This is a genomic window from Thalassobacter sp. (assembly GCF_982993085.1).
The window spans coordinates 1-2,683 of the sequence record NZ_CEZFMW010000220.1; the positions used below are offsets into that span (position 1 = coordinate 1).

Genomic DNA, 2,683 nt, shown 5'->3' on the forward strand with positions numbered 1-2,683 from the left:
AGCGCTGCCGCATCGGATCCAATTGAAACGCAGAGAATGCAATGTGCCTCTGGAATGTAGTTTCCTAGGGCGCAATTTTGTCGGTCTGCATACTATGAACGCAAAAGAGGAGCCTGCCCATGAGCAAGTCCAACAACGATTTTCATCCGGATGAGTACGTGGTCTATCCAGCACACGGTGTCGGCCAGATTGTGTCAATCGAAGAGCAGGAAATCGCCGGACTGACCTTGGAATTGTTCGTCATTTCGTTTGCAAAAGACAAGATGACGCTTCGCGTTCCGACCCATAAGGCGACCGAAGTGGGCATGCGTAGCCTGTCGTCACCTGATGTGGTGTCCCGCGCGATGGACACGTTGAAGGGTAAGGCGCGCGTAAAACGCGCGATGTGGTCTCGCCGTGCGCAGGAATACGAGCAAAAGATCAACTCGGGTGACCTGATCTCTATCGCGGAGGTCGTACGCGACCTGCACCGCGGTGATGATCAGCGTGAGCAAAGCTATTCGGAGCGTCAGCTATACGAAGCGGCGCTTGAGCGTTTGACGCGCGAGCTGGCTGCTGTGGATGGCATTGAGGAATCTGGCGCCCAAGAGCGTGTGGACAGTGTGCTTGTGGCCCGCGCTGCGGCCTAAACATCGATAGAATAATGGTGAAAGGCGTCCTTCTGGGCGCCTTTTTCTATTTGGCGAGGATTGCAGCGAACACCGTTAGACAGAGAAGCTCTGCGACCACTTGTGTCGCGCCGAGGACGTCGCCGGTTTGCCCACCGATCTTGGCTTTTGCGATCAAGCCTACCGCGATAGCAGAAAGTGAAACCACAGCCACCCCTATCAATGTGGCGAGAGGTCCGACGCACCCCAAAGCGATGAATGCTGCAATCATGGCTGCTATGGCAGCAGGGTGCCGCGTCGGCCGGCCGGTTGTATGCGATAAACCGGTGTCGCGCGCATGGGGTAGGGCGGTCATCAGCGCGGGCAGGGTGGCACGCGATAGTGCGGCTGCCGCCACAAGGGTAAGGGGCGCCTGCACGAGCAAAGCGCCCCAAAGCGCCCAACGCCACAAAAACGTGAGGACCAATGCGATTACACCGTAGGTTCCGATGTGGCTGTCCTTCATAATCTCGAGCCTGCGCGCGGGCGTCCATCCGCCCCAAAACCCATCAGCGGTATCAGCTAGGCCATCTTCGTGCATCGCACCCGTTATCATGACCTGCACTATCAGTCCGATCGCAATGGCAGCCATTCCAAGGCCAGCTGACAATAGTACCATGGCCGCCACAACAGACAGGCCTCCAACCACAAGGCCAACGATTGGAAAAGCCCAAGCCCATGTGGTCGATCCCGCGTTCGGAAAATGCGCTTGGATAGGTAATCGAGTGAGCAAAGCACAGGCGCGTCGGAGGTCTCCGAAGATGTCGAATGACGTCATATTAGTCTCTTTCCCTCGTGGCCCGGCGGAGATAGACCGTTTTCGTGCGGTTTCGCCCGTACTTAGCGAACGACAGCCGAGAGTCCCAGATGTTTACAACGACCGCAGAGTTTCTTGAACTTTTACGTAGCGCTCCGGGGCCTCATCCGCAGGCGCAGTTGGACGCAGCTGATCGCAACGCGCAGTTGACCAAACCTCCCGGCGCGCTTGGTCGGCTGGAGGATCTTGCTCAGTGGTACGCAGGCTGGCGCGGTGATTCGCGCCCCTCAATCGACGCAGCTCAGATCGTTGTTTTTGCGGGCAACCACGGTGTGTGTGCACAGGGCGTGAGCGCGTTTCCGTCTGAAGTGACGGCGCAAATGGTATTGAATTTTCAAGCGGGTGGGGCTGCGATCAACCAGTTGGCTAAGGCGGTTGGCGCACAGCTTGATGTCCACGCGCTAGAGCTTGACCGCCCAACCCAAGACTTCACTCAAGCTCCAGCGATGACTGAGGCTGAGTTGGTTTCGGCATTGCGCACAGGGTGGGATGCCGTGCGCCCCGAGACGGATCTTTTGGTTGCTGGTGAAATGGGCATTGGCAACACAACGTCTGCGGCGGCAATCGCCTGCGCGTTGTTTGGCAAGGAACCGGCTGCTTGGACCGGGCGCGGCACAGGTGTGGATGACGCGGGCCTAGCGGCTAAGACTGCGGCGGTTTCGGCCGGGGTTTCCCTGCATGCCGGGCGCTCGGGTTTGGACGTGTTGCAATGCCTTGGCGGGCGCGAAATTGCTGCTATGGCCGGTGCGATCGCAGCGGCGCGGAGCCGTCGTATCCCGGTGATTCTTGACGGTTTCATTTGTTGTGCCGCTGCTGCTTGCTTAGCTGCGGAAGCGCCAGACGCTTTGGTGCATTGTGTGGCGGGTCACCAGTCCGCAGAGGCTGCACATGGGGAAGTTCTAGATGCCTTGGGATTGTCGCCCTTGTTGTTGCTAAATATGCGCCTGGGCGAGGCGTCAGGGGGTGCTACGGCAATTTCCATACTGCGCGCCGCTGTTGCGTGCCATTCTGGAATGGCCACTTTCGCAGAAGCTGGCGTTGCAACGAAATAAGTTGTGTTTCGGGTCTTGCAGACGCCAATAAATGGCGTTATCGCACCCGCAGCGCCCCTATAGCTCAGCTGGTAGAGCAACTGATTTGTAATCAGTAGGTCCGCGGTTCGAGTCCGTGTGGGGGCACCATTTCAATCCGGATAAAACCCTTGGGATCATCCGCAAGC

3 protein-coding genes and 1 tRNA gene are annotated in these 2,683 nt (G+C 58.1%); 3 read left to right on the plus strand and 1 reads right to left on the minus strand.

Annotation, left to right across the window (positions count from 1 at the left end; translation table 11 throughout):
- Positions 1 to 119 precede the first annotated feature (119 nt).
- Entirely contained in the window at positions 120 to 629 is a 510-nt protein-coding gene (locus AC4GMC_RS18145; RefSeq protein WP_038005028.1) for a CarD family transcriptional regulator, read from the plus strand.
- A 46-nt stretch (positions 630 to 675) separates the two neighbouring features.
- Here the strand turns inward: AC4GMC_RS18145 and AC4GMC_RS18150 are convergent, their stop codons facing one another.
- A complete protein-coding gene (locus AC4GMC_RS18150; protein WP_487877751.1) occupies positions 676 to 1,425 on the minus strand; it encodes an adenosylcobinamide-GDP ribazoletransferase in 750 nt (249 codons plus the stop codon).
- Positions 1,426 to 1,514: 89 nt separating this feature from the next.
- Here AC4GMC_RS18150 and cobT point away from each other — a divergent pair, with 89 nt between their 5' ends.
- Complete coding sequence (cobT, locus tag AC4GMC_RS18155; protein ID WP_487877752.1) at positions 1,515 to 2,516, plus strand: nicotinate-nucleotide--dimethylbenzimidazole phosphoribosyltransferase; 1,002 nt, start codon at positions 1,515 to 1,517, stop codon at positions 2,514 to 2,516.
- A 53-nt stretch (positions 2,517 to 2,569) separates the two neighbouring features.
- Positions 2,570 to 2,645: transfer RNA gene (locus AC4GMC_RS18160), tRNA-Thr, on the plus strand.
- Positions 2,646 to 2,683 lie beyond the last annotated feature (38 nt).